Here is a 1,396-nt window from a genome sequence, read left to right as displayed (position 1 = left end):
AAGCCGCCGAGACGGACGGACTCGCCAAATACCAGGCCGACCAGTCCGAGCACCATGAACTTGCTCAACGGCAGCACGAGCAACAGGGTGATCGCGTTCACGATTCGAACCCACCGTGTTTCAGCCGAACGGATCCGCGCAACGATCCTCTTCTTGGCCCGGAGCACGAATTCAAGGACGACCTTGAGCAGGATCGCCGTCAAGAGTGCCAGTAGGAATGATTCCGAGATGACCGCGGGAAACAGCTGAATAAACGCTCCGAGCACCACGAGATAGACCAGCACGTCGACGAGATCTAGTGGACGGATCCTCATCCCGCGAGTATATCGATAGTGCCCTGACCGGCCTCCGGCCCGCCGCGGGGCTTTGAGCGACACGGATTCGGGGAAGCCGGGGCTGGCCTCGTTCGGTGTTTCAAGGGGGACCCCTTTCGCGCCGGGATGGACTGCGGAACGGCCAAGCGGCCGACGGTCGCGAGGGGTTTGAGCGGCTTAGGGCTGCCGGCCGGAGCGGATGTGCTGGATCGCGAACGCGACGAGGTCGGGGCGGAGTTCGCGCGTGACGCGAGGCTCGTCGACGTCGACCGTAACGTCTAGCCGGCTGCACGCATCCGCGATCTGCGCCGACTTGCGGCACGTGCGCCGAGGCGCGGGCCTCGGCGCCGCGGTCAGGGAGTTGTGGCGAGAGCCGGGTCGGCGGCCGCGGGAACCGTGCCGGCGGGCCGCTTGATCGCGAAGAACGGCAGGGTGCGCTGGCACAGCGGCCCGATCAGCACGGCGAAGAGCACGGTGCCAATGCCCACGTTGCCGCCGAGCGCCCAGCCGATGCCGAGCACGATCACCTCGATGCCGGTGCGCACGATCCAGATCTTCCAGCCGGTGCGCTTGTGCAGCCCGGTCATCAGGCCGTCGCGCGGCCCGGGGCCGAAGTGCGCCCCGATATAGAGCCCGGTGGCCACCGCAACCGTGAGCAGTCCCGCCACGAAGAACACCACGCGCGCCCAGAGATCGAGGTCGGCCGGAATGAGCCACAGGCCCACGTCGGCGGACGGGCCCACGAGCACCGCGTTGAGCAGCGTTCCGGCGCCGGGCTTCTGACGGATGGGAATCCACAGCAGGAGCACCACGGCACTGATCAGAATCGTGATCAGGCCGAAGCCCAGGTGTGTGTGGTTGTCGATGCCTTGGGTGAGAACATCCCAGGGAGCCACGCCAATGCCGCCGCGCACAATCAGAGCAATGCCGATTCCATACAGAAAAAGGCCAATGAGCAGCTGCGTGAGTCGACGGGTCATAGTTACCAATCCAATTGCATAACTGGCCTGTTATCAAGGGGCCAATCTGAATAGAGTGGCTTCATGAACGAGAACCACGTGAGCGCGAGGGTGCTGGAAACA

2 protein-coding genes are annotated in these 1,396 nt (G+C 64.8%); both read right to left on the bottom strand.

Annotation, left to right across the window (positions count from 1 at the left end):
• The coding region (locus tag JF66_RS19280) for a hypothetical protein (protein ID WP_035880500.1) at nucleotides 1-314 on the bottom strand (314 nt) is incomplete at its 3' end.
• Between the two features lie 353 nt (nucleotides 315-667).
• Nucleotides 668-1,294, bottom strand: coding sequence for a YitT family protein (locus JF66_RS19275; RefSeq protein WP_035880499.1), 627 nt, complete (start codon nucleotides 1,292-1,294; stop codon nucleotides 668-670).
• Between the last annotated feature and the right edge of the window lie 102 nt (nucleotides 1,295-1,396).

It is taken from the genome of Cryobacterium sp. MLB-32, assembly GCF_000738085.1.
Classification (GTDB): Bacteria; Actinomycetota; Actinomycetes; order Actinomycetales; family Microbacteriaceae; genus Cryobacterium.
This window is presented reverse-complemented; position numbering and strand designations above follow the sequence as displayed.

Bases quoted from the DNA above. Each gene is read 5' to 3' on its own strand.
- JF66_RS19275 (WP_035880499.1), bottom strand. From the start codon at position 1,294: ATGACCCGTCGACTCACGCAGCTGCTCATTGGCCTTTTTCTGTATGGA.